Source organism: Leclercia adecarboxylata, assembly GCF_006171285.1.
Lineage (GTDB): Bacteria > Pseudomonadota > Gammaproteobacteria > Enterobacterales > Enterobacteriaceae > Enterobacter > Enterobacter barmai.
The window spans coordinates 4,836,227-4,858,272 of the sequence record NZ_CP040889.1; the positions used below are offsets into that span (position 1 = coordinate 4,836,227).

The 22,046-nt window shown below is 49.7% G+C and carries 18 protein-coding genes; all 18 read right to left on the minus strand.

Annotated elements, in window-relative coordinates:
• Positions 1–40: 40 nt before the first annotated feature.
• Complete coding sequence (gene tssA, locus FHN83_RS24865; RefSeq protein ID WP_139565290.1) at positions 41–1,615, minus strand: type VI secretion system protein TssA; 1,575 nt, start codon at positions 1,613–1,615, stop codon at positions 41–43.
• Positions 1,615–5,007 carry an ImcF-related family protein gene (locus FHN83_RS24870; protein WP_139565291.1) on the minus strand — a complete coding sequence of 1,131 codons (3,393 nt, stop codon included), beginning with the start codon at positions 5,005–5,007 and terminating at the stop codon, positions 1,615–1,617. Before FHN83_RS24870 ends, tssA begins: the two co-directional genes overlap by 1 nt.
• Entirely contained in the window at positions 4,991–6,148 is a 1,158-nt protein-coding gene (locus FHN83_RS24875; protein WP_255296476.1) for a type VI secretion protein, read from the minus strand. The genes FHN83_RS24870 and FHN83_RS24875 overlap by 17 nt, the downstream gene beginning before the upstream one ends.
• Positions 6,149–6,151: 3 nt before the next feature.
• Complete coding sequence (locus FHN83_RS24880) at positions 6,152–6,418, minus strand: PAAR domain-containing protein (protein ID WP_139565490.1); 267 nt, start codon at positions 6,416–6,418, stop codon at positions 6,152–6,154.
• An 84-nt stretch (positions 6,419–6,502) separates the two neighbouring features.
• Entirely contained in the window at positions 6,503–7,057 is a 555-nt protein-coding gene (locus FHN83_RS24885) for a tetratricopeptide repeat protein (protein ID WP_139565292.1), read from the minus strand.
• Between the two features lie 233 nt (positions 7,058–7,290).
• Positions 7,291–7,854 carry a DUF2931 family protein gene (locus FHN83_RS24890; protein WP_327062100.1) on the minus strand — a complete coding sequence of 188 codons (564 nt, stop codon included), beginning with the start codon at positions 7,852–7,854 and terminating at the stop codon, positions 7,291–7,293.
• 35 nt (positions 7,855–7,889) lie between these two features.
• The gene (gene tli1 / locus FHN83_RS24895; RefSeq protein ID WP_139565293.1) at positions 7,890–8,567 is read right to left on the minus strand and encodes a T6SS immunity phospholipase A1-binding lipoprotein Tli1-EAEC; all 678 of its coding nucleotides are present in this window, start codon (positions 8,565–8,567) and stop codon (positions 7,890–7,892) included.
• A 44-nt stretch (positions 8,568–8,611) separates the two neighbouring features.
• A complete protein-coding gene (locus tag FHN83_RS24900) occupies positions 8,612–9,289 on the minus strand; it encodes a DUF2931 family protein (RefSeq protein ID WP_139565294.1) in 678 nt (225 codons plus the stop codon).
• A gap of 85 nt (positions 9,290–9,374) precedes the next feature.
• On the minus strand, positions 9,375–10,358 hold the full coding sequence (locus tag FHN83_RS24905) for a phospholipase effector Tle1 domain-containing protein (protein ID WP_419146400.1): 984 nt from the start codon (positions 10,356–10,358) through the stop codon (positions 9,375–9,377).
• Positions 10,324–10,644, minus strand: a complete 321-nt coding sequence (locus tag FHN83_RS29050; protein ID WP_419146401.1) for a hypothetical protein — start codon at positions 10,642–10,644, stop codon at positions 10,324–10,326. Before FHN83_RS29050 ends, FHN83_RS24905 begins: the two co-directional genes overlap by 35 nt.
• 90 nt (positions 10,645–10,734) lie before the next feature.
• Positions 10,735–11,505 carry a hypothetical protein gene (locus FHN83_RS24910; RefSeq protein WP_139565295.1) on the minus strand — a complete coding sequence of 257 codons (771 nt, stop codon included), beginning with the start codon at positions 11,503–11,505 and terminating at the stop codon, positions 10,735–10,737.
• Entirely contained in the window at positions 11,489–13,402 is a 1,914-nt protein-coding gene (locus FHN83_RS24915; protein ID WP_255296477.1) for a lipase family protein, read from the minus strand. The genes FHN83_RS24910 and FHN83_RS24915 overlap by 17 nt, the downstream gene beginning before the upstream one ends.
• Positions 13,403–13,407: 5 nt before the next feature.
• Positions 13,408–15,939, minus strand: a complete 2,532-nt coding sequence (locus FHN83_RS24920; protein WP_139565296.1) for a type VI secretion system Vgr family protein — start codon at positions 15,937–15,939, stop codon at positions 13,408–13,410.
• Positions 15,926–16,468 carry a putative T6SS immunity periplasmic lipoprotein gene (locus tag FHN83_RS24925; protein ID WP_139565297.1) on the minus strand — a complete coding sequence of 181 codons (543 nt, stop codon included), beginning with the start codon at positions 16,466–16,468 and terminating at the stop codon, positions 15,926–15,928. Before FHN83_RS24925 ends, FHN83_RS24920 begins: the two co-directional genes overlap by 14 nt.
• Positions 16,462–17,022, minus strand: coding sequence for a type IV secretion protein Rhs (locus FHN83_RS24930; protein ID WP_139565298.1), 561 nt, complete (start codon positions 17,020–17,022; stop codon positions 16,462–16,464). The genes FHN83_RS24925 and FHN83_RS24930 overlap by 7 nt, the downstream gene beginning before the upstream one ends.
• Positions 17,022–19,667, minus strand: coding sequence for a type VI secretion system ATPase TssH (gene tssH, locus FHN83_RS24935; RefSeq protein ID WP_139565299.1), 2,646 nt, complete (start codon positions 19,665–19,667; stop codon positions 17,022–17,024). The genes FHN83_RS24930 and tssH overlap by 1 nt, the downstream gene beginning before the upstream one ends.
• A gap of 172 nt (positions 19,668–19,839) precedes the next feature.
• Positions 19,840–20,331, minus strand: a complete 492-nt coding sequence (gene hcp / locus FHN83_RS24940; RefSeq protein ID WP_139565300.1) for a type VI secretion system effector Hcp — start codon at positions 20,329–20,331, stop codon at positions 19,840–19,842.
• A gap of 5 nt (positions 20,332–20,336) precedes the next feature.
• Positions 20,337–22,046, minus strand: coding sequence for an OmpA family protein (locus FHN83_RS24945; RefSeq protein ID WP_139565301.1), 1,710 nt, complete (start codon positions 22,044–22,046; stop codon positions 20,337–20,339).

A 22,046-nucleotide genomic window follows, 5' to 3' on the forward strand; every position in this document is an offset into this window, starting at 1 on the left:
TCAATTTCTTAATGTTCAGAGAAAGGAGGGATGGAGGAGATCAACCGCAGAGCACTGCGGCTTTCACCGGATCGATCGCAATCAACCCAGCCAAAAGATTTTCCATTTCCGGATTGAGGTGTTTTTTATCGGCTTCGCTACGCCCGGCCTTCGTTCTCAGCAGTTTGAGCCGGCGGGCCTTCACTTCAAACAGCAGTTCTGGCTCCCAATCCGTAATCGTATAAACCGCGGCACTGCTGTCCAGCTCGCGCAGCAGGTGCAAAGCCAACTCATTTTTTCCCGTCTGCTCGGCAATTCGAGCCATCAGCAAGCGCACCATCCAGCGGCTGCGTGATGTCGTGATGCCCGGACGCGCCTGCAGCCATGCCAGAGCCGCTTCGGGCCCCTCGCTGTCCGCAAGTGTGAGCGCCTCAGGCTCCAGCTGTAGTACATCATTATCACTGGTAGCAGCAGAACTGACTCTGTGCTCCTCGCCCCATCCCACCTGATTGTCCAGCACTTGCTGTTGGATCCAGTTCAGGGTCACGTCATCGGCAAAGGGTGTGCCGTCGTTAAAAGCCAGTGTTTCCAGTCCAGACAGACGCGAAAGCAGCCCTTTAAGGTCAGCATGCACAATGGCTGCTTCATTTTCCTGGCCGGACTTCATCAGGGCCTGATGCAGATACCACTGAACGTCCAGCCACAAGTGGTTGGCGCCACGGGACAACAGACTGTCAGCCTCTTCCATCAGTTCACGCCAGCTCTGTTGCAGGTACAGGCGTTTTAGCTGTGCTCGCTGATCCGGCTTCGGCGGTTCAATGCGGGTTTTACCGTCCGCCTGGAGTGGCGGTAACTGATGAAGAGTGTCATGCCGGAGATTTTTTATCAGACGGTGGGCGGACAACCAACCGTCTGGCTGGTTTCGCAGGTAATCAGCCAGTACCCGTGCCTGTGATAAAAGCTCCTGACCTGAAGCAATCCCCGTGAGCGATGGCACGCTGGCGTACGAAGCAGCAAGATGACTGGTATCGCTGACGTTCTGCGGTACTACTGCATCCGGACCGCCGGATTTTTGCAAGCGGGATTCCAGTGCGGTATACAACGCAGCCGGTAAGGCCATGTTCGCCCCCTGCTCCAGCAGCAATAGAGCGCCAGCGATACGCACGGTGGCGGCATTATTGACTTCCGGATACCGAGACAGGCTGTCGAGCATTCGTGAACTTGCAAGCCACTCCATAGCCCCCTGCCGACTACGCTCGCGTTGTGGATGAAGCTGCGAATGAAAACGTTGTATTAACGCAGCCAGGAGTTCAAGCCCGTCCGCCATCCCTGTCTCGCCGTTACGGTGTAGTTGCGCCCAGGCATAATACGAAGCAACGCGGATATCTTTGGTTACCGTGGTAAGGAGTTTTTCAGCTAGCTGGCAGACGAGTTCAGTATCTGCCCCTGAAAGCTTATTCACCTCCTCACGCATCTGCTGAAAATCATCATCGTATCCGGGGTCGTCACCCGTCGGGTTAGCTGCGGATAACGGTAACAACCAGTTTTCCCACTGCGCCAGCCGCCGTTGCGCCTGTTCGGCAAGATTTGTCTGCTCTACCTGACAGGCTGCCAGCAATGTCTGCAGGTTTGCCATTAGTTAGTCTCTCCTTCATAGTCAATCACGCTGTCATCAATCTCTGCTTCTTGCGCTGCATTGATGTTAAATATCGTCTCCGGAAGCGTGAAGTTACGTAATTTCAACAGCGCCAGTGGTCCTTCACCCGCCTCAGTGCGCAGCGTGTAGTTTAGTGGCCTACCGTCCTGTGCTTTCCAGTTCAGACTCCAGCTGCTGCCCGTTCCTGAATAGGCGCTGACTACCGCCTTGTCGAGTAACCGTATCCAGCCCCAGGCTCCGGACATATCGGCATATTGCCGTGTTCCTGCCTGGGTGCTTACCCAACTTAAAGATGCCCCTGGCGCTTCGGTATCAGCAGGCCAGTTAAACCGCTTCCAGGCGGGCATCTGATTCATATAATTGAGTTTCTGACTGTCAATCACCAGCATGGTCTGCATAATGCCATCCGCAGTGCCGGGACGGAGTTCAAAGGACAGCCCGGCGTCCCCATTGGTGAACACGACATCGGATATGTGGCTCAAGGTGTCTACTGCCCGCAAAAAAGCCGGGTTAAACGTCAGCCCCTGTGTGTTGATGCTGTCCGGCACCCAATGACTTCCCTCCTTGTGAAGGACACCATTCAACCGGGTTTGTAAAAAGCGGGTAATGCGCCCGGAATCGGCATTGAGGTATTTCGCCAGCAGCGGCAGAGAGACTTCGCTGTTGACGTCCTTAAACGGATATCGTCCGCCAAAAGCACTGTTCCAGTCATCCACAACCGCGCTGCGCCACTGTGCATTAAGACTTTCCGCCGCCGGCATCAGTACCTGCTGCCAGGCCTGCTCCATCGGACGGACAAACATCGTCTGCCCGAACCCACTCCACTCCTGCCCCAACCCAGCCGCTACCAGACTGCCGTAATCACGGGTTTCTGTTAGATCCACCGCCTTGCCCTGGAACACTGTCTGGGCCAGCGCCTGGGTCATCGCCTGTGGGTCAGTCGCGTTGGTCACTTGTTGCAGGCGCAGACGCACCTGAGTGACGCGGGTCAGGAAGGTCTGAAGATTAAGGCTGCTGGTGCGTGCCCCACCGTCACGGTTGTCCATGAGAGCTAACACCGGACCAAAGGTGGCATCCAGGGGGCCGTGTTTGCCTCCATTCTGGTCAATGGCTGGTTGTACATCTCTGCCAAGTATATTTCGCGCTGATTTTACTAACGAATCAGCTATTGCCTCACCGGTCTGCCCGGTGCGCCCCTGAATACTCAAAGTGTTCATTAGCGCAACCAGAGGTGATTGCCGAACATCCGCCATCAGGGTTAACTGGTCTATGGCATCGGAAAGGGTTACAGCTTTCTGCCAGCGCAGACTGTTGAGAAAATCCAACCATGCACCGCTGTAATCCGCGAAATAACGCATCGTCAGACTTTGTTTCAGTACCTCTGGTGAGACCTGCTGCGCGGAGGGTTGCTGGCTGTCGCTCAGCACCCAGTCCATTTCATCCCGGCGCTCTTTCACCACCTTATCGATGGCAGGCTGTACTGCCTCCTCCCAGGCCTGTCGGGTGAACATCCCTGGTACAATCTCATTAGTGATAAAAAGACGCGAGGCCTCCGTGTCGCCCGTCATATCTGTCAGGCGCATATCTGAATACTGGTTCGCCACCTGTGCAAGCATCTTTTGATAAAGGGTAGACTCGCTGTTGCGCCTCCCCATTTGGTTTATCAACAGAGTACGCGTCTGGTTGATTAGCAAATCGTCAGCATGCAGACGCCAATGTGGATGCGATGCCAGAGTTGAGCCGTAAAATGTAAGGAGAGACGGGCCGATGCCCTGCCAGACGCCGTCAGCCACCCCAGAACGTTGCGGCCAGTCGCGCATCAGCGTGGCGGAGAACCACGCGCCGTTCATTCTTTCCGGACGGGCGAGCATCAAATAAAGTTTTAACTGGTCGTAAGCCGTTTTTGCTCGCCGTTCACGCAGCGGGCTATCGGGTGGAAGCTGCACAAACGCGTTCAGGTGCTGTAAGAGATGCTTCGCGGCGGCATCACGAAGCATCGGCTGAGCCATTTCTCCGTAACGCGGGAGGAGTGCTGCCAGCAGGTTATCGTTCTGGCTGAGACCACTACGGGCGAACCAGGGCGCACCGTGCTGTGAGCGGTACGTCAGCTGTGAAAGCATTTTTTGCAGTTCACCGAGAGCCTGCAGGCGGGTTTCCGGTGATTGTTTTTCTGTCGAGGCCTTCAGCACCTGCTCCTGCGCGCTCACGGCCAGACTGCGGTTGGCAAGGAAAGATACCGTCATTACCGCTCCCCATAGCATCAGCAATATTGCGGCCGCAACATACATTCCTCTTAGCCAGCTAAATCCAGGACGCGAAGGACGAAGTCTGGAGGGCAACTCCAGCACAGAATCTGGGAGTACCTGCCAGCGATTATCCATACCCCAGCGATGTTTCACGCTGCGAATGCCGCCGACAGTTGACGGGCTGAAGACCACACCCGCTAGCGGCAACGGGCGATACGGACTGAGCATTGCGGACAGTGGTCCGGAGATGTCAGAAAGATTGCGAGTGAGACGATCGGCAAGTGACAACAGAAAATGATGTTGCGGTGAGCCGCAGACCTGCTGGATACCCTGCGCAATAAGCTTCGGTACCAGAGCCTGTACCTGCGCGGCCAGTCTGTCAGGACTGCATCCTGCGGGCAGGAGACAGCCTACCGGCTGGGTGACTCTTTCAGCGTCATCAGGGCTCTGCTGCAGTGACCAGACATACAGTGGCAGTCGCCAGCCAAGGCATTCATAGCGTGCGCTGATAGCACGGGAAAAAGCGTCCAGCGCATCGTCGTTGAGCGTGGCCGAGGATTTCCCGGTCAGGCTATTTGTCACCCAGACTACCCCGTCAGCGGGCCGATAACGCAGCCGACGTAGCGCCGTGAGCCAGGCCTTGTCCTCAGGCTGTGCAGGGTCGCCGCCCCAGAGAAGTAAAGTCCCCTGGACTTCCTGCCAGTATTGTTCCGTCAACCCGGGCGTTAGCTGCTCCACGTCACTGACGTGGCCGGTGACCAGCAGAATGCGAACTTTGCGTCCCCAAAACCGGCCATGTTGATGGCGCAATGCCTGGCGAATATCCGCAACAGTAACGTTACGCGGTGGGGTTTGTACCAGACGGGATTCATCGTCGGGCAAAGCGTTTTCCTGGCGGGCCTGGCGACGATGGGCCAGCTCCCGTACGAATTTTTTTATGACCGGCAGGTAGCGGATAAAAGCCAGCCCCAGACAGAGGATCACCAGGGTCAGGATCTGCCCGTTGCGTGTTTCTATACCAAAACGAGTTCCATACCGAGAAATCAGCCACCACAAAGCCGTCACGCTGGCAAGTACCACCCCGACCCGCCCAAAACGGCCAAACAGACTACCCGTTGTGTTCATTTTCACTTCCTGATGTGACGGTGCTGATAAAGCGTTCTTCTCCGGAAGAGAACAACGTCAGAAGAGAGGTATTACTCAGGCGGACCAGGTCGGCTGCCAGGGCTGTCAGTAACCACGGGGCTGCGGGGCCTGGAATACCACACCATTTTTCCAGCAGCAGGCGTCCGGCAGGATCCCACCCGGCGCCATGCTTGATCCCGATGGTCATTAGCGGTGCGGCTATCGTTTCCCAGCTGCAGCTATCGCCCAGCACACGGGCAGTACGACAGGCAATCGTCTGGGTTTCGAGAAACAGTGTGAGATCTTCGTCAAATTTGTTCAGATCGAGCGGCATTGGCCGCAGCAGCCGTGCCGGGTGCGGCAGGACGTATTTTCGTGCCACATCGTCGCTGGTCAGCAGCAGCGCGGCCAGCCCGTCAGAGTATGCGTCACCACCACACAGCTGCATTACGAGGATTAGATCAACGGTCAGGACGGGTAGCTTCAGACGTTCCTCGACCCATGCCATGGAAAAAGCTGGCGTGATGGTGATGTCATCCGGAATGGCGCGGTCTGGGAACAGAGATGCCCAGACACTGGTAAAGGACGCTGACAGCCCGGCGTCGGGCAGATCGGTTACCAGGGTTACTTTTACCGGAAGTTCCGAAGGCAACTGATATAGCGCATCCTTTATGCCTTTAAGCAGTTCGCGCAGGGATTGATCGGCCGGATAATTACTGGCAGGGAGATAATCGATTTTTCTGGCAAGACCGTACTGCTGCGGAAAGTTATTATGAAGGCATCCTACGGTGATCGAATCGGGTAAAAAAATAGAACTACCGGCAATCGCAAGATATCGTTCGGCCCAGGTTTGCCACTGTTTCTGTGCATGGTCAGCCTCTTTTTTCAGAAAGTTATGCTTATCTACTTCTTTACCCCACAACCAGCCTCTCAGGCAGAGTAAAAACAGCCAGATCCCTGACGGGGCGAGGGAAAGAATCCAGACATTGAATACCATGAGCTCTTTCACTATGCCTGAGGCGTGGACCATGAATAATACAATCCCGATAATTACTGACAAAATACCGGTCAGAAAACACCACATCATTGATGGTTCCGGGGACAACTCCGTTGTCATTGATTTCGCTCTGTTCCAGCCCATGGATTATCCTATTGCACATTCCGGAGCACTGGAGATCACCTGACATCCGCACTGGCATTTACAGCCGTCAACCACAACAGCTTTGCCGTCAGATGACCATTCCGGCGAACCTTCCACAATGGGATTGGTGCCATGCCCAGGTACAGGGCAACTCATCATATCGCCAATCAGGGCAACTTTTTTATCGTTAACAATCATGGTTGAAGATGCTGAAATAACTTCCCCGCCATGTGTAGTTTTATCACCGAGTAAAACGAAACCTTTAGACATAATACGCTCCAACATTAAATATGCTTTAATCATCTATCCTTCAATTAAAAGCAAACAGCAAAGGAGTATTTAATTTGTTATCTTTTAATTTCTATCATTTAACTTATCACAAGCCATGGGTGATCCTCCCGAACAACTTTTCTGAAACAATAATTTTGCCTTTTGCTCATCTTTCTCACCTCCCTTCCCATCAGCATACATTACTCCCAAAAAATACTCTGCCGCAGGATCACCCTGTTTTACTGCAAGCTCAAACCAGTATCTGGCAGTATTATTATCAACGGGGACACCTTCTCCATTCAAATACATATACCCTAAATTAGATTGAGATATTGCGTTGCCACCTCTTGCCGATTTCTCGTACCAATACTTAGCTTTGGAATGGTTTTTCCGAACATCCTCACCATTATAATAAATATCACCCAAAGTAAGTTGAGCATCAACATTTCCAAGCCTTGCTGCTTTTTCATATAATTTTATAGCAGTTATTGTATCTTTCGGGGCCCCAAACCCTGAACTATACATATTAGCCAGAGTATATACTTCATCAGCGTTCATTTCCGTGGCCGAATCAATGCTTGTTGGTTGGGAAACACAAGAAGTAGCACCGACAATAAAAAACAAAAACAAAAATCTCATAATCGACTATTCCTTTAATCTTAAATAAATAAAAACAGAAACAAGCGTTCATCTATTCGTTAAGCTCACTGCTATATTGATATCCTGTAACGTTAACAACTGGATTCTTATGCCGACTCTCACCAGTTGCCGTAGGGATAGGTTTTACCTTCGATAAAAGCTTTTGTCCCTTTCGTGTATCCATAACCATCAGGGAAATCAGTCACTCCTCTACACATATCCATTTTGTCGCCTTATACCGTAGTAATTTTGGCATCCGACTGAGGAACCACCGGATTACCGCGGTCTCCCAGCCAGACGCTCACCTTACCCTCAGGAGCCAGACCAATAATCATGGTTGAACGATAGTAGGTTTCATCCCAGCGGCTGTCTGTATAAGGTGTGGTCATCTGCTCCCACGTACCTTTTTTAAACATTATCCGGGTTTCATAACTCTTTTTATCGATAACCGAGTCCCAGCAGAACCGCAGCATCAGGGGCAACGCTTTACCTTTGTTGTAATAGGCCTGTACCCCTCCCAAGCGATCATTCCAGCGCCCTACGCTGACCTGACTTGGTCTGGTGGTATCAATATACTGGTAGGTAGTTTTGTAACCAGTTCCATCCACTATCAGAGCCTGTGTAGCCTTTGCGGGCAGCGCTTTGGGATAAATGAAGAGAAACTTCCATTCGTCGTAAGGAAGTTTTATGTAAACCCATTCAGTCTCTCCCGGGGCAGCAAACGAAGATTTTTCTGCGGTACACCCTGTTACTGACACCAACAACAGTGCAGTCAAAATGATTTTAGCTTTGGTCATATTGCCATCATTTACTGTTATGCTGATATTGGGTCTCACCAGTTGCCGTAGGGGTAGGTTTTACCTTCGATAAATTCTTTAATATCTTGATCATATCCATATGAAAAATCACTTTTAGTCACACCTTTGCACATCTCCATTTTGTCACCGGATACCGTGGTAATTTTGGCATCTGACTGAGGAACCACCGGATTACCGCGGTCTCCCAGCCAGACGCTCACCTTACCCTCTGGAGCCAGACCAATAATCATGGTTGAACGATAGTAGGTTTCATCCCAGCGGCCGTCTGTATAAGGTGTGGTCATTTGCTCCCAGGTGCCTTTTTTAAACAATACCAGGGTTTCATAACTCTTTTTATCAATAATCGAGTCCCAGCAGAACCGCAGCATCAGGGGCAACGCTTTACCTTTATTGTAATAGGCCTGAGTACCCCCCAGATGGTCATTCCAACGCCCTATGCTGACCTGACTTGATCTGGTGGTATCAATATAATGGAAGGTAGTCTTGTAACCGGCTCCATCCACCATCAGCGCCTGGGTGGCCAGGGCGGGCAACGCTTTGGGATAAATAAAGAGAAATTTCCATTCGTCGTAAGGCAGTTTTTTGTAGCCCCATTCAGTCTCTCCCGGGGCAGCAAACGAAGATTTTTCTGCGACACACCCTGTTACTGACACCAACAACAGGGCGGTGAAAATGATTTTAACTCTAGTCATATTGCCATCCTGTAGCGTTAATCACTGGACGCTTGTGCTGGCTGTCACCACTTACCGTAGGGGTAGGTTTTACCTTCGATAAATTCTTTAATATCTTGATCATATCCATATGAAAAATCACTTTTAGTCACACCTTTGCACATCTCCATTCTGTCACCGGATACCGTGGTAATTTTGGCATCTGACTGAGGAACCACCGGATTACCGCGATCTCCCAGCCAGACGCTCACCTTACCCTCTGGAGCCAGACCAATAATCATGGTTGAACGGTAGTAAGTTTCATTCCGGTAATTGTCAGTGAAAGGCGTGGTCATTTGCTCCCAGGTGCCTTTTTTAAACAATACAAGGGTTTCATAACTCTTTTTATCGATAACCGAGTCCCAGCAGAAGCGCAGCATCAGGGGGAGCGCCTTGCCTTTGTTGTAATAAGTCTCAACTCCTCCAAGACGGTCATTCCAGCGGCCCACGCTGACCTTACTTGGCTCGGTGTTGTCAACATATTGGTAGGTTATTTTATAACCAGCGCCATCCACCATCAGTGCCTGGGTCGCCAGAGCGGGCAATGCCCAAGGGTAAATAAATAAAAATTCCCATTGGTCGTAAGGCAGTTTTTTGTAGCCCCACTCGGTCTCACCAGGGACTGCAACCGGTGATTTTTCTACAGTACACCCGGTCACTGACATAAACAGCAGTGTAGTTAAGATGAAGTCAACCTTAGTCATATTGCCATCCTATGCGTTAATAATTTGAGGCCATACCGTCGTCGTTTTTTTCTGCGTTATCATTTAGTCGCTGTTGATCGTCCATTTACCAAACGGAACGTACCCAGTGATCATTGGGTTTATTCGGGAAGACAAACGCCTTATCTTCTTTGGGACCAAAATGATGAATAAATATCTCTCCCGTTTTAGGATCCACCCATAAATTACGATCAGACTCGATATTCCATTTGGCGGAGCAATGGGTATATTTACCTATAAGCAGCCGTTCTTCCTCAGTAAAGGCCTGAGGCTCCTTTCCCAGACGTACTGATTTTCCCTGGGCGATGGTTTTCTCAGCCAAAGGTATTAATTCGGAGGGAAGTTGTAACTCTGTGTTTGTTTGACGAATTGGTTCAAATAATCCCCCCGCCTCCTGAGCCGCATCAATCATCACACGCAGACAGACGTTGGCCCATTCATTGGGAACGGCCATACGCTCAAAAAACACTGCGGCACCCACCTGTTTTTGTATCATGCCGTTCCGACGTTGATTGCTATTTATCACACCGACGGAACGGGTTTTGGTGGTTATTTTTCCATGCGGTAAAATGTGTTTTAAGGCAGGCAGAGACATCAACATTTCTCTGGCTTTTTCCGCATTACGATATACTCGCGTATCGGTTTCTCTAGTATCGTCGCTGACGATTTCAAATTCGGGGCAGCTCAGAAACAGACTTTCATTTTCCTGCATCGGTGACCCCACCGGATTGTAACCCCCACCAATATCTGAATGCGCTCCCGGTAGAGAAAGCTCGGGCCACATGCCCTGAATGCTGTTCAGGCTGAAGTTATACCGGTATTCATTCATTGCCGTAATATGAAAAACTTTTTTCGCAACCGAAGGTCGTAATTCCAGCTTCACCCTCGGATTACTGCGACCATTAATGTCGAAGAAATTGCTGATCCCACCAATGGCCGCCACAGTATCGAAAATACCCAGGAAGCGGACTTCACCTGAAGGTTTGCCATCGTAATAGTCCCCTCTGAGCCCTTCTTCAATCGCACTGGCTATAGCAGGATCCTGCTCCATAACCCGATTGGCAAAGTGTCGCGCCGCTGCAGCCCCCCCGATTAAAATCGAAGATATCAAACTGAATTTTTGCGATGCAAAAATCAGGGTTCAAATCGTATTCCATAAACTCTAGTATCGCACGGGTGATCCCTTTCATTGCCTGATCAGTTTTCGTCACTACACCTTCAAACATATCCAGAATACTGGTCCCTAGCCCCATACCGATGGCAGAGTCTGATTCGCCAGCCGCGGTACCTATCCCGGAAATGTAAGTCTGAATTTGTGCCTGAACCTGATCTACCATTAAGGTTTGATCTATTATGTAAAGAGAGTTTAGCCAGTGAATATTTGAGTAATATCCTCGATTGCTGCCAAATGCATGGACATAATTTCATCACTCAAGATTTTTACTGGCAATACTTTCTATTTTATCAAAATCAGGGAATGCGCCCCCATTCTCAACAATTTCACCATCGGGATAAATATACTTCGTGAAATTTCGTCCGTTTTTGTTTTTTACTTTTTGCCCAATTGAATATGTTATAATATTCGAGTTTGATTCTGGAGAAAAAACAACTCTATAAGTATCTTTTGTTTTATAGGTTGAATATAACCTCTTACCATATGTCCATAAATCTCTCGAGCGTCCATTTAAAAACCTTTCATTAATCCAAGGAAAATAATTTTTAGAGATAAACAAATCACCAGTAACATTTTCATAGACACCATCATCCCTTTGTGGGCGATTATTATCAAAAATGACAATAATTCCTGCGCCAATGACATGATCAATATTTTCTTTGAATGCATCCGAACTATATTGAATATCGATGGTCACATTGCTGAGTTTCCAATTACATTGACCTCCCCCATCGAAAGGAACAAATAAATCATACTCAGAGCTATTTCCGCGTCTTTTCAGATTCATTTTTATAAAGTTAAAACCAGGTTCCTCATGTGATTTCCCATCAGGAGCATTACGTTTTTTATGACAAATTTCAGAACGATACATGACTCCTAATGGTAATACATCTAAATCTGAAGGTAACTTAACTTTTATTAATACTTTTTTTCCATTGGAGGGCGGCTGTAGTTGTTCATTTCTTTCACAACTTATAAGAAGAAAGGATATAAGCAGAACGCTACAATTAATTAATATCTTCATATCGCTCCTTTGATAAATTATTAAATCGGACAAGAGCATTCTTACTTACAATATCACATTTCGACATTTCTAATGCATGCGGCAAAAAAGTTTGCAATTTAAGAAATAGCTTGTTGCGGGCAGCCTCATCTGATGAGTGCTCATCGCTTGATAGCATCGCTTCATCGACCTTCTTTTCGAATTCCTGTCGTTTATTTTTCCTCTCAAGTCCGCGAGACGGATCTTCTAACTCTAACAATTGATTATTCAGAAATGGTATATACTTATTTGCCATTAAGTGATTTATTGGATTAGATAAAGAGTCAAGATCGGGGTTTGTATTTTTAGGAAAATAACGCTTAAGACTATCAGGATCCAAACAATGTACAAAATTTTTCTGTTTTTCTGCTGACTCACAAAATAGATTTTCATTAAGCTGAGGAACAATATATAATTTTGCTTTTTCGTATGATATTTGCTTTATTTTAATCGTAGGCGAATTGACCCCAAACTCTGTGGATGGTGGCTTAATTGTTTTTTTCAAATACTTAACCATGGATTGTTCTGCTTTAAAAAATACAACAATACCCCCATGATGCCAAAAAGGATCAGCCGTTTTTTCTTTTAATTTTATTGCAGTATTAGATATTATTTTCGGAGCACCAAAAATAGAAGCTAAATTAGCCCATGATTTATACATTTCATTATAGACATCAATTTCAATTGGCACACTGGAAACCGTATCACTATCATTTATATGTCGAAAATGAATTACACCATCCAATAACAATACAGCATTCTTTGTAAACGTGCGCGGCATTCCATAGCTATATACTAAGGGTAATGAATCCTTTAATGTCGCCGAGTGTATTAAGCTAAGAGCACCACCTAAACTATGACCTGTGATAAAAAATTCATATTTTTCTGATAATTGTCTGATCGTGTCAAACTCATTATGAAACTTACTCTCCGCCAGTTTATATGCATCTAAAAAGCCTAAGTGACAATATCCATGTTGAACAATATCTGGACAGGAAGTTGGAAAAAAAGTCAGATCGGTATCTATATCGAAAAATTTATTAGGTTCTGTACCTCTCCAACCGACGATTAATTGCCTGTCATTATATACATAAAAAAGCTGCGATCCCCCCTTTCCATTATCACCTTCAGTAGTATCCAAAAAAACCGGATTAACATAACGCTGTCGAAACGGAACGTCTATAGCAACAGGGGTATGTAGCATTGAAGGAACTTTGGACATATCCTGACAATGTTGATTGAAAAATGAAAGAATTCTCTCTCTTCCTTCATATGCAAAGTCGGACAGTAGTCCAAGATTCACTGCATTAACCATTGAATAGTCTTTCGTATGATGCAAAAGAATATTCCACGCTCTGAACGGGCATATTTTCACAATAACTCTCGAATTAAAATACATATTTGAGATCGTTAAGCCTGAAAACTCTGGATCAGGAAAATGGAAAGAAGGCAATTCTTTACCTTCCCAGCCAGGAATGCTAGGCGCTTTATCACACAACTGCCCGATAACCACATAATAACAAATGAGGCCAGCCTTTTTATCAACGGTGACCGGTGACATTTTCATCGAGTAGGAATAGGTTCTTTCTATACTTAAAGGACGCTGCTCCATAACATCCGCAAGCGGTTGAGCCTTCACAAAAAGCGTCAAATCAGGATGAAGTAAATCATCAATACGCAAAATGCCTTTAGAATCAGTCACACCAGTATAAGGATCTATGACTTTATCGCGGGTAGCCTCATTTTCCGCCCGCCAGGGCATATTCGCCACAGCATTATCATTTTCATCAACAAGCTGAATTTCTATCCAACATTTTCGTTGTGCAGGAGCCTGAGCCTTTCCGAATACTCCTGTCGCTGATGTTTTTGACTCACTCATGATAACTATCCCTGGTCGCTGTCTGTATTGCTGAGAGGAAATTCAATTTTCATTGATGATGGCATGGCGGTATAAACAGGCATCGTATTGCCGAGTTTATCCGTTGTTCCTGTATAAACATCACCTTCAGCAGTGGTTATTTTATAATATGTGTATGGCTTGATTTCACCCGTCTCCAGATCGGTGATTTCAAATCCACCTTTAAATCCTTTAGGAAGTTCCTTAACTGGCAGATTTAAGTTAGCTGCCCCCATTTTTTGGACATTCGCAGCTTTGAGCAAAATGTTCCCGGGGCAACCCATTTCAATATTTCCACCATTGATTTTGATATACGCACCACCACAGACAAGGGTCAGGTCCTGACTTGCATTCACCGTCACTTTGCCGTTATTACTGGTTACCGTGACATCCTTCAATGCCTGGATATTCACAGCATCGCCCTGAGCCTGTATATCGACTTTTCCCTGCCCGGCGAACAATTGCATTCCTGCACCCTGTGCAAAAAGACTGACTGTATTGGCTGCCGCAACGGTAACGGATCGAGCAGCACTGATATCGGTATTGCGTGCAGATACAATCCCGACACTTTGCCCCCCGGATGCAATCCTTATTGCTTCAGGACTGACAACCCCAATTCCCTTTGGTGAATGAGCTAAAATCCCGGGTTTTTGTAATCCGGTCAGCGCACCGACCAGGCTGGACTGGCTTTCTGATTCAGCTGCGGTTGCTTTTGCTGTTTCAGCAGCACGACTCAGACTTTTTGCCAGGGAAAGAGCCTGCTCAAGCTGTTGTACTGCTTCATGCATGTCCAGCATTACACCCTGAGCATTTGGCTGAGTGTCTGCACTCAGTAAAATGCCTTTGCCACCACGAACAGCTATCCATTCATCAGTACGCAGTTCTGCACCTTTGCCGCGTACCGCACGCTCCTCATCGACATTGTGGCCTAAATTCAGCTGCGTCTTACCCCCGTACTCGGTGCTGAGCTTGATATGTTCCTCGCCCCGCTTGTCCTCCATTCGCAGCTTATTGAGCCCAGCCGTTCTGATAACGTTGCGGGTGCTATTCTTCTCCGTGACGTGGTCAACGTGGCGGGAGTCATGCAGGGCATGGGCTATATACGGTCGGTCCGGGTCACCCTCGTGGAATGCAATCGCCACTTCAGTGCCCTGGATAAGCGGGAAATGAAAGCCGTAAACGTCCCCGCCGTAGGGCTTCGCAAGTCGCACCGGCATGCTCTCTTGCCCCTGCGACTTACTGTCCCGGTCGGCGTCAAACTTTACCCGGTACAGACCGGACGCATCCTGCCAGGCGTAGATATCATTTGCTTTCGCGCTGGTCACCCTGGCTGTCATGGTTCCGATCACCTTCGGACGCGGCAGTAATGGCGGACGCCAGCATACTTTGTCACTGTAAGGTACACCCGTTATGATGACCTGCAATGCCTCGCTGCGGTTCGCCGTAAAGATAAGGTGAGTGATAAGCACAGGTGAGCGCTGCAACAGTTCAGGCAGCGCAGGAGGAAGGCTGTCGGTGATACTCAGAACCTGGGCCGGAGCCAGAGTTGCATCAGCGCTTTTTGCGGTAATGGTAGTTTGTTTTGCAAGGAAACGTTCGTGATCGAGACGCGCCCAGAAGTTTGCTGTTTCGGGGGCCGGATCAATCTTATCGCCGCTTTCTTTATGTCTCGGTTGATAATGGTAAACCGAGCCATAATTGATGCCCTCACCTTCCCCGCGGGTCATGTCTGCCGGGGCTGACTGGATCAGGTTCTGCGCTGCAAGGTGGTTATAATCCTTCGTGATGACATTACTTTCCACCACCTGGTTTGACAGCGTGAGTCCCCAGATAGCATCTGCGCCATTATCGTTTGCACCGGACGGGCTATTCAGGGCGAGTTCTTTATCAGAAAGCAGTGCAGCCTGGCTGTCGCCGAAGTGGATCACTTCCGTCTGCGTATCTTGCTGCAGAGAGAAGTAATAAAAAATTCCCACTTCCGCAAGCAGGCGCTGAATAAACGTCAGATCGCTTTCCTGATACTGGTTTATCTGCTCACGCTTCGGGTACGTTTTTTTCAGGCTGAAATCAAATTCCCAACCTTTCAGACCATGCTCGCTGAGCACCTGCGCCACTACATCGGGAACCGATTTGTTGACGAAGAAGCGGTGAGTGCGGTACTCCTTGTCCAGCAGGGAGATAAAAGGTTTCAGCGTGATACGGTAATGTGCCTGGTCAGCAGAGCCTGAAATACGTCTGAAATCAGTAATGAAACCGTGTACTTTTTTCTGTTCACACAGACTCTCCAGTAGCCCGGCTCCCATCGTCAGATTTGCCGGTTTCCGCAAAAAACAGGCAGCATCAAGTTGCTTATCCGTACTGGTAAAAATGATGTCATACCTGTAAATCTCGCTTATGCCCTCAATACCGCTGAATTCTTTTACATCCAGTGGTGACTGACAGGAAGGAACATCAAGTCTGTAGCGGTTCAACGTTCCCGCCCCGGATAAAACTTTTTGCACAGAGTCACTGAGATTCAATATTTTTCACTCCATGAGAAGATTTAAAAGGATATTTGCAGGAATCGTTACGTTCGCTTTGCTCAGCATTCACATCACTGTTTTTCAATTCGCCGTAAGGTCTCACTGCCTCCATATCATTAAGCGGGATGTCGTTAATACATTCGTCAGCAATTTCTACTCCTGCGACCATGCTGCGCGGTGTGTTCTTATGGCGCTCGGAGTGCAAAACATATCTGACGATGAACTGGCCTTTATCAGAAAAATGATGGAATGAAGGTGGGATGCATAAATGGCTGTTTACAACACGAAGTGGGGGATCAAATGTAATTTTCCGATCCCTGAATCGGGTTCCTCTAGGATCAATTGAAATACTGACTGGCTGGTAGTCCTCTGGCTCCGGAACGCTGAAACACACATTGTTGCCTCTTATGCTGACCGTTGTTATTTCATCAGGCCGAAGGGAGTCCCCATGTCCGGGACATCCAGTTAGTAATGTCAGGCTGAGAACAAAAGCATATCTGCAGCAAAAGGATATTATTTTCACCATGGAAATCCTCGCAACGTGCAGGTATAAAGGTGGCGAATAAGGGCCTCAGAAATGTTTCCATCAAGAGTGATCACACCCGCTGTTCTCAGATCACACCATGTCTCATATCCTTCAACCTGCAAAGAAAAGTGATCGGCAATAATCTGTGCCTGCTGCTCCGGTGGATATTCACTTAGCAGACGTCCGTCCAGGACATAGCGATAACTCACAACCCAGCTAACCAGGCCCCGGCCAATAATATTCATTCCTTTTTCACGCTGCCAGACATGACTCATTTCGTGAATGAAAAGATGTTGTAGAAAAGGAACAACTGACGAGTAATCGTCTCTGTACCAGTGACGAAAATAAATCTCGCCGTTTGGGGCCATCGCCGCATTTTTGTCCTGCAGTCCAAAAGGAAGGTAGCTGTCATGATGGATCCAGACTTTTTGATATGGGATCGTCGTTCTGAATACCGATTTCGCCAGTTCTATCTCACCTGGTGTCAGTAATCGCAGTGAACCTTCCTTCTTATCTTTTTTCCCGGTGTGCTTGTCTTTATCATGGATCGACATTATTCACTGTCCTTTCGTAGCTCAATCACAATGCCGTCCTCTTCATCCCATGCCAGCTCGAGATATTCCGGGCTCTGCTTTGCGGCCTTGTGTATCAGCAATTGCTGGCTCAGAACGGGCAGAATTTGTTGATTCAGCAGACTGTCGACGTTGCGAGCCCCCGTGTCTGGCAGCAGACAGGCGGCGGTAAGCGCATCGTAAAGGCTGTCAGCGATGATAGTTTTTATTCCGTAATGCCGCTTCAGACGCTGACTTACCTGGTCCAGCTTCATTCCAACAATGCTGCGCATTGCGGCTGGAGACAGTGTCCTGAAAATCACCGTCTGGAAGCGTGCCAGAAGCGCAGGCTGGAAATGTTCTCGCAGCAGCGGACGCAGCAGTTCCTGTATGTCTGATTCAGTCGCATCAGGCTGTTCGTCCAGCATCTGCATGATGTGGTCACTGCCGAGATTCGAGGTCATCAGGATCACGGTGTTGCGGAAGTCGATTTCACGCCCTTCGCCGTCGCGCATAAAGCCACGGTCAAAGACCTGATAAAACAGGTTCATCACATCCCGATGGGCTTTCTCCACTTCATCGAGCAGCACCACGCTGTACGGCCGCTTACGGACTGCCTCGGTGAGTATGCCTCCCTGGCCGTAGCCAACGTATCCCGGCGGCGAGCCTTTAAGCTGCGAGACAGTGTGAGGTTCCTGGTATTCAGAAAGATTGATGGTGATAAGGGATTTCTCGCCACCAAACAGTTCGTCCGCTAACGCCAGCGCGGTTTCGGTCTTACCGGTGCCGCTCGGGCCAGTTAGCAGGAATACACCCTGTGGCCCGTTTTCTGGCGCAAGCCCGGTTTTTGAAGCGCGAAGGCGTTGAGCGATGGCATTCAGGGCCACGTCCTGGCCGACGACCCTTTTTCCAAGATTATCCTCCAGGGTCAACAGTTCCGTCTGCTCATCCTTCATCAATGAGGAGAGCGGCACGCCGGTCCAGTCGGCAATTACGGTGGCGACGGTGCGCGCGTCCACGTCCAGACCCAGTAACGGGTTACTTTGCTGAACGTCACCTAGTTGGTTCTGCAGATCGGCAATTTCCGCCTGGCGGGAGATATCCGCGCGGCAGGCAAGCAACTGTTCCGTCAGTTTCAGCTCCTGGCCGTACTGCGTTTCCCGTTCGTCGAGCTGCAGGATAATGCGTATTTCTTCCTGTTCGATGGTTGCCAGACGTTCGCCATGGGTGCTTTTACCCATTGCAAGATCTTCCAGCAGCGCCTGCTTCTCCATATCCAGCGCCGTAAGCTGAGCTTTTATATGGGTCAGCTGTTCAGGCACGGTATCCAGGCTCATGCGGATCCGCGCCGAGGCAGTGTCCAGCAGATCCACCGCTTTGTCAGGTAACTGGCGGCCTGTCAGATAGCGCCTGGAAAGAGTGACGGCAGCTTTGACTGCCTCATCCGTAATGTGCACCCCGTGGTGCTCTGCGTAGCGCGACTTAAGGCCGCGTAGCATCAGGCAGGCGGTATCGTCGTCCGGTTCGTCCACTTTCACCATCTGGAAGCGGCGCTCCAGTGCGGCATCGCGCTCAAAATACTGCTTATACTCACTCCAGGTGGTGGCAGCGATGGTTCTGAGTTCGCCGCGGGCAAGAGCCGGTTTCAGCAGGTTGGCAGCATCGGCTCCACCCGCCTGGTTGCCGGCACCGATAATGGTATGGGCCTCGTCAATAAACAGCAGCACAGGTAAAGGTGACTGTTGCACGGCTTCGATAATATTTTTCAGGCGCTGTTCGAACTCCCCTTTAACACCCGCTCCCGCCTGCAAGAGGCCAAGATCGAGGGTGCGCACAGAGACAGGTTTCAGCGCGTCCGGGACGTTGCCTTCGGCGATCCTGAGTGCCAGCCCCTCAACCAGCGCCGTTTTACCCACACCGGGTTCACCAACCAGAATGGGGTTGTTTTTGCGACGCCGGGACAGGATATCCACCATCTGGCGGATTTCATTGTCGCGGCCAAATACCGGATCGATTTTGCCGTCACGGGCGCGGGCGGTGACGTCCAGGGTGAATTTATCCAGCGCGTTCTGGAGTGCCGGGTTCAGTTCGCCCGCTTTTATATCTGCATCCATTGCACGACCAACAAACTCCATATCTCCGCTGTGCCCCTGCGCCAGCTCCGCGTCCTGTTGCACTTCGGGACGTTCATCGGATTGTGCATCCAGCAGCGGGCGGAGACGTTCAAGCTGGCTTTGTGCCAGGGTCAATAGCGGCCAAAGACCATCGCACCGAACCTGTTTCGGGTTTTCCACCAGCGCCATTAGCAGGTGAATGCTGCGGATATGCTCTTCCCCCGCGAGGGAAGCATGAAGCCATGCGTCCTGCATCAGGGTCTGAATATTATCTGAGAGCTGCGGACGACTGCGGACAGAACGGGGAAGCCTCTCCATGAAAGCCAGTAAATCCTGCCATATCGCATCCATATCCCACTCATAGCGGCGGGCCAGCACCGTCAGGTCGCCTTCACCCTGCTCCAGTAACTTAAGTAACCAGTGCTCAGGCAGTATTTGCGCATGAGCGCGGGTCTGGCACAGGGAGGCGGCATTTTCCATGGCGCGAGCGCAATAAGGATTAAGACGGCGTAACAGGACGGCTGGATTTTCCATGAGAGTCTCTCTTTGTCAGTTCCGGACACGCTACCGCCCATCGCTTTTCCTGACAGAAGGAAACCAAAGCGCATAAGGTCAGGCAGGCAAATTGTGTTTTTCTTTGCTGAAGACCCGCTTATCAGGTCTTCAGCAAAAAAACTGCGGACAGAAGAATCTGTCCGCATCGGGATTAGGCGGTAGCGCGTTCGTTCCAGGAATCGGAGTGAATGATGTTGCCGTCTTTGTAAGTCCAGGTGATTTTTTCGTAGCGCAGCTCAATCTGTTCAAGATGGTTGTGCTTCTCTTTGGAAGGGTCTTTGATGTCATGCATCAGCGGGTTAACCTTCACCACTTTCACATTTTCAAGTTTGGTGTTGAAGTACTCGACCTCCTGACCCGCGTCGTTGATCTTGTACCACTTAAATTCCGCAGACTTCAGTGTCTGGCCCGTAGTGACTGCCTTGTAGAGATACGGGCTGGAAGATTCGATCTCCTTGGTGAACAGGAACGGGGTGTGGATACGAGTACCGGTCAGCTTACCGGTATTGTTGTCGGTCGGGATGTAAAGGTTATGTTCCTGCGCTACAACCTCAATACTGCCTTCACGATCCTTAACGTCCACGGAACCTTTGATGTCCGCGCCGCCGTCGTCCTTCAGCCACAGATAAACAGGAATTGCCATGTTAATTACTCCATTTCATTTTTTGATACGTCACCATCCTGAGATGACGTAAGGGGGGTGTCCGGTAACTGGCAGGCATTTGCCTGTGGCACCAGACTGATTTCGACACGGCGGTTCAGCGCACGGCCTTCTGTCGTGTCGTTGTTGGCGACAGGTCGGCTTTCACCGTAGCCCTGCACCGCAAAGCAACTCTCCGGTACGTCGCCGGTATCCCGCATCCAGTCGCGAACAGACTCCGCACGCTTCAGGGAAAGCATCTGATTGGACTTGTCGTCACCGGTGTTATCGGTATGGCCAGCAACGACAATCAGCCAGCCGGGTTTCGCTTTGATGCCAACAAGCGATTTCACCAGGAGCTTTGTGGAACCAGGTTTAAGTGACCATTTACCGGTATCGAACAATGACATGCTGTCGAGGCGAATGGTCTGTGGTTCCTGGATTACGGTCTTAATCACCGGGAGAGGTAGCGCCCAGTCATTAATAGCTGCTTCTACGGGAGGAAGGAGACGCATTCCTTGATACAGTCCGAGCCCGTAACGCAGGGGCTCACCACGACGCAGCCAGTCTTCTAACATTTGGCTGTCGGCACGGAGTCGCTGCTGCGCCTGCAACTTCGGTGCTGGAGGGGTACCTGTAAGACGGTGGTAAACAGCAAGATGATCGCCGACGCTGCTGACCAGTCGTTGGTTGTTGATAAAGGAAGCCAGCATCGCCAGTGCGAGGAACAGGAAACAAATTGCACCGGCCAGACGAGCATCTTTCATCAAACGGCTGATGCCATGGCGACGAGGCAGATGCGGAAGAATAAGATCTGGAAGGGGCAGCACCTCAGATCCGCAGGCAACGTCCGGGCGCAGCGTGGTTACACGGGCTATTTGCTGTTGCCAGAGATTATCTGCAACCGCATAGACCGGAGTCAGACATATTCCCGTGGTGCAAGGCATTAGAGAGGGAACCTCTCCATGATGGATGCTGAGTGGTTGTGAAACATGCTCTTCAATCAGGGCAAGAACGCTCTCCAGCCAGAGCGCATAATAAAGACGTGAAGCATGGCTTCCTGACTCTCTCAGCCACTCGGCAACTGATAGGGCAATATGACCATTCTGCAGCACAGTTACACCAGGCTGATCGGATGTAACTGTAAACCATCGAACATCATCCTCATGCCCGGCATCTGGAGGGGTTAGCCAGACCACGAGCCAGATGGGTGGCAGACCATTCAACCAGGTTCGACATTGCACAATGCTGCGTCGCCATTCCCGAAGGGTCTGAGCTGCTGCCTCTTCGTTTTTATGCTGTTCAGGCAGCACCGCCAACATTACGGACACCTGCGACACTAGAGTCGGACGGACAGCAGAAAGATGTTGCGCTAGTAACGGGAGTTGTTCGGTATTTCTTGCCCGCAAATACCAACCATGACGCGTTTCACGATAATCCATATCTGCTGAAAACAGGGATGCGGTATCGCCGCAAACCAGCGTTACCATGCCCTTATAATTCTCAGGCGGCAGGTTGTTATCTGTTGTCGGTCCACTGTCAGGCTGACTGAGGCGTAACTGCCGCCACTGATGCCAGAGGATGACGCCGGAAATAACTAATATGCAAAAGCTGAGTGTAATGCGGTACACAGCGTAGGCACGCCAGAAATCCAGCACCAACCACAAGGCAAGAATTGTGGCAAGAAGCGTGAGGAAAACACGAGAGTAATCACGCAT

Excerpts from the sequence above, each read along its gene's own strand:
- FHN83_RS24900 (WP_139565294.1), bottom strand. The coding sequence starts at position 9,289 with ATGACTAAGGTTGACTTCATCTTAACTACACTGCTGTTTATGTCAGTG.
- FHN83_RS24875 (WP_255296476.1), bottom strand. The coding sequence starts at position 6,148 with ATGGGCTGGAACAGAGCGAAATCAATGACAACGGAGTTGTCCCCGGAA.
- FHN83_RS24915 (WP_255296477.1), bottom strand. The coding sequence starts at position 13,402 with ATGAGTGAGTCAAAAACATCAGCGACAGGAGTATTCGGAAAGGCTCAG.
- tli1 (WP_139565293.1), bottom strand. The coding sequence starts at position 8,567 with ATGACTAGAGTTAAAATCATTTTCACCGCCCTGTTGTTGGTGTCAGTA.
- FHN83_RS24870 (WP_139565291.1), bottom strand. The coding sequence starts at position 5,007 with ATGAACACAACGGGTAGTCTGTTTGGCCGTTTTGGGCGGGTCGGGGTG.
- FHN83_RS24945 (WP_139565301.1), bottom strand. The coding sequence starts at position 22,046 with ATGCGTGATTACTCTCGTGTTTTCCTCACGCTTCTTGCCACAATTCTT.
- FHN83_RS24905 (WP_419146400.1), bottom strand. The coding sequence starts at position 10,358 with ATGGAGCAGGATCCTGCTATAGCCAGTGCGATTGAAGAAGGGCTCAGA.
- FHN83_RS24925 (WP_139565297.1), bottom strand. The coding sequence starts at position 16,468 with ATGGTGAAAATAATATCCTTTTGCTGCAGATATGCTTTTGTTCTCAGC.
- FHN83_RS24885 (WP_139565292.1), bottom strand. The coding sequence starts at position 7,057 with ATGAGATTTTTGTTTTTGTTTTTTATTGTCGGTGCTACTTCTTGTGTT.
- FHN83_RS24910 (WP_139565295.1), bottom strand. The coding sequence starts at position 11,505 with ATGAAGATATTAATTAATTGTAGCGTTCTGCTTATATCCTTTCTTCTT.
- FHN83_RS24880 (WP_139565490.1), bottom strand. The coding sequence starts at position 6,418 with ATGTCTAAAGGTTTCGTTTTACTCGGTGATAAAACTACACATGGCGGG.
- tssH (WP_139565299.1), bottom strand. The coding sequence starts at position 19,667 with ATGGAAAATCCAGCCGTCCTGTTACGCCGTCTTAATCCTTATTGCGCT.
- FHN83_RS24930 (WP_139565298.1), bottom strand. The coding sequence starts at position 17,022 with ATGTCGATCCATGATAAAGACAAGCACACCGGGAAAAAAGATAAGAAG.
- tssA (WP_139565290.1), bottom strand. The coding sequence starts at position 1,615 with ATGGCAAACCTGCAGACATTGCTGGCAGCCTGTCAGGTAGAGCAGACA.
- hcp (WP_139565300.1), bottom strand. The coding sequence starts at position 20,331 with ATGGCAATTCCTGTTTATCTGTGGCTGAAGGACGACGGCGGCGCGGAC.
- FHN83_RS29050 (WP_419146401.1), bottom strand. The coding sequence starts at position 10,644 with ATGGTAGATCAGGTTCAGGCACAAATTCAGACTTACATTTCCGGGATA.
- FHN83_RS24890 (WP_327062100.1), bottom strand. The coding sequence starts at position 7,854 with ATGACCAAAGCTAAAATCATTTTGACTGCACTGTTGTTGGTGTCAGTA.